Below are 2,699 nucleotides of genomic sequence, written 5' to 3'. Positions count from 1 at the left end.
CTGACGAAAGCGTTCTGCTGTTTGACTTCGACGGGAAGTCTGGTGTCGGTGAGGGCCTTGCCCTGCCATCCGGCGCCGAGGGCGACGTAGAGCGCAACGGCGTTTCGCACGCGGGCGAGGCGGCCGACGACGGCCTGGTCCTCGGCGGACAGGGCGGTCTGCTCGGTCGTCAGCACGTTCAGATATCCGGTCAAACCGGCCGTGAACAGCTTCTGCGCGCGGTCGCGGGCGAGGCCGGCATCAACGGAGGCCTGGTTCAGCTCCTCGACCAGCTCGGCATTGTGCCGCCAGTCGCCCATTGCATCCTCGACTTCCGCAAACGCCTTCAGCACCGTCTTGCGGTAGTTCAGGCGGCTGCCCTCGGCCTCGGCCCGGGCCTGCGCGATCGCAGCGGTGTAGCGGCCGCCATGGATGACCGGCAGCGTCGCCATCATCATGAAGCTCCACGCCATGCCGCCCGCCTGGAACGCCTGATAAGCGGCGGAGGCGTTCGGATTGAATGTCAGCGGGATCATGAATTTCGGATAGAGGTTCGAGACCGCAATGCCCACGCGTGCCGTATCGGCAGCGTATTCGGCCTCGGCCACGCGGATGTCGGGCCGGTTGGCGAGCACGATCGACGGCAGGCTGTCGGGGAAATGCGGCAGAGCCGGGATCGGACGGCGCTTTTCCAGCTCTTCCTCAAGCTGGCCCGGCATGTCGCCGACGAGGACGGCGATGGCATGCATCAGCCGCTCTTCCTGCTCGTGCAGCGGCGCCAGACGCGAGCGTTCGAGATGCTCTTCCGTCTGCGCCTGCGCCACGGCCAGCGTGTTGCCCAGACCATGGGTGTAGAGTTTTTCGGTCAGTTCGCGCGAGCGCACCGCCACGTCAATGGCGCGTTCGGTGACGGTCAGACGCTCCTGCACCGAACGCAGCGTTACATAATCCGTGGCCATCTCGGCCAGCAGCGACAGCAGGACCGCGCGGCGGTTCTCGATCGATTCCTCGACGATCCGCTTGCGCTCTTCCACCTGCCGGGAAATATGCCCGAACAGGTCGATCTCCCAGCTCGCCCGCGCGCCATAGGTCAGCACCGAGGCCTCGGGGCGATTGGCCGGATTGCCCGGACGCAGCGGCCAGTTGTCGACGTTGATGGAATAGCGGTCATCGCCACCGCCCGCGGCCACATCAAGCTGCGGATACCAGGCCGACTGCGCCTGACGGCGGACGGCGCGCTCGGCGATGATGTGCTGCGAGGCGATCTGCAGGTCGTAATTGCCCTTGATCGCCTGTTCCACCAGCTCGTTGAGCATGGAATCGTGGAACTGCGCCCACCAGTCCTTCATGTCCTCGGCTGACTGCGCCAGCGCATCGGCCGTGGCCGGGTGGGGCTGCTCGACGAAGGCGTCGGGGACCTTGATCCTGTCCGGCTTGAAGTTCGGACCCACCGTGCACGCCGTCAGCGACAGGCAGGTGCCTAGGGCAAGGGCTACGGCCCGGGTGAAAGAAGAGCGTGACATGTCAGAGGTGGTTCTGCAGCCAGGTGGTCAGACGCCCGCGCGCGCCCGGCGTCTCCCGCCCGATCGTCACGGTGGCCGTCATGCCGGCCGCCAGCGTGATTTCCGGCGGCACGTTGTCAAACTCCAGACGCACCGGAATACGCTGCGCCAGACGCACCCAGGTGAAGATCGGGTTGACGTCCGGCAGGCCCAGCTTGTCGGACACGCCGTTCTGGTCGTTGATGCCGCGACCAATGCTGACGACATGCGCCATGATGATCTGCTTGTAGCCCATCAGCTTGACGCGGGCTTCGTCCCCCACATGCACGCCGTGCATCTTGGTTTCTTCGAAGTACCCGTTGATCCAGTAGCTGTGCGCATCGATCACGGCCAGGCCCGACACACCGGCATGGGCGTAGTCGCCCACCCGCAGGTTGAGGTTGGTGATGTAGCCGTCCACCGGGGAATAGACCGTCGAGCGCTGCAGGTTCAGCAGGGCGGTGTTCAGCTCGGCCTTGGCCGCGTTGACCTTGGCGCGCTGGGTTTCAACATTGGAGTTGAAGTCTTCCTGCTCTTCCGCCGAGACGATGCCACCCAGCCCCATACGGCGCTTGGCGTCGGAGCTGCGGAGCTTCAGGTCTTCCTCGGCCCCCGCCACACGGGCGCGGGCGGCGTCGATGTCGAGGCGGAAGCGCACCGGATCGAGCACGAAGAGCGGATCACCCTTGTGGACGAACTGGTTGTCCACGACCGGCACGGCCACCACCGTGCCCGAGACTTCGGGAGCAGCATCCACGACATAGACGCGCACACGGCCGTCACGGGTCCAGGGGGCGAGGACATAGATGTCCCACATCGTGCGCCCCAGTCCGATGGCCAGGGCCAGGACTATGAGGGTCAGCAGGACACGGATCACGCTGCGGGTCCAGTTCATTGCCGACCCCTCCTATACGTAAAGGATGAGTAGACAGAGAACACAGACATAGAGCGCTATTTCAAAGAGGGCGACGTGCCAGAACCATCCCAGCGCACCGGTGCGCCACAGGATGCTTCGCAGCAGCAGTGTCACAAAAACCGCCGCAACAGCATAAATGGAAAGCGGAGCAACGAAAACGCCAAACAGGTTGACTTCAGCCAGCATCAGAAACCGACCCCAATGCCAACCGCCAGACTGTACGCCAATTCGTCCACAACGCTCCTCGCTCAACCTCACCGAAT

The 2,699-nt window shown here is 64.4% G+C and carries 3 protein-coding genes; all 3 read right to left on the bottom strand.

Going from position 1 to position 2,699, the window contains the following annotated elements:
- Positions 1 to 1,502 (bottom strand): efflux transporter outer membrane subunit (locus tag GRO01_RS13235; protein ID WP_062506840.1); only part of this gene is annotated, 1,502 nt, incomplete at its 3' end.
- 1 nt (position 1,503) lies between these two features.
- Positions 1,504 to 2,415 (bottom strand): biotin/lipoyl-binding protein, encoded by a 912-nt coding sequence (locus GRO01_RS13230; RefSeq protein WP_062506838.1) that lies wholly within the window; start codon positions 2,413 to 2,415, stop codon positions 1,504 to 1,506.
- 12 nt (positions 2,416 to 2,427) lie between these two features.
- Positions 2,428 to 2,622: a DUF1656 domain-containing protein gene (locus tag GRO01_RS13225; RefSeq protein ID WP_062499659.1), complete on the bottom strand. Its 195-nt coding sequence runs from the start codon at positions 2,620 to 2,622 to the stop codon at positions 2,428 to 2,430.
- Positions 2,623 to 2,699 lie beyond the last annotated feature (77 nt).

Source organism: Gluconobacter roseus NBRC 3990 (assembly GCF_006538885.1).
In the GTDB taxonomy this organism is placed as follows: domain Bacteria; phylum Pseudomonadota; class Alphaproteobacteria; order Acetobacterales; family Acetobacteraceae; genus Gluconobacter; species Gluconobacter roseus.
The sequence above is the reverse complement of the archived record's forward strand: the minus strand, read 5'-3'. Positions and strand labels throughout refer to the sequence as shown.

Coding starts and splice junctions, on each gene's coding strand:
- GRO01_RS13230 (WP_062506838.1), bottom strand. CDS start 2,415: ATGAACTGGACCCGCAGCGTGATCCGTGTCCTGCTGACCCTCATAGTC.
- GRO01_RS13225 (WP_062499659.1), bottom strand. CDS start 2,622: ATGCTGGCTGAAGTCAACCTGTTTGGCGTTTTCGTTGCTCCGCTTTCC.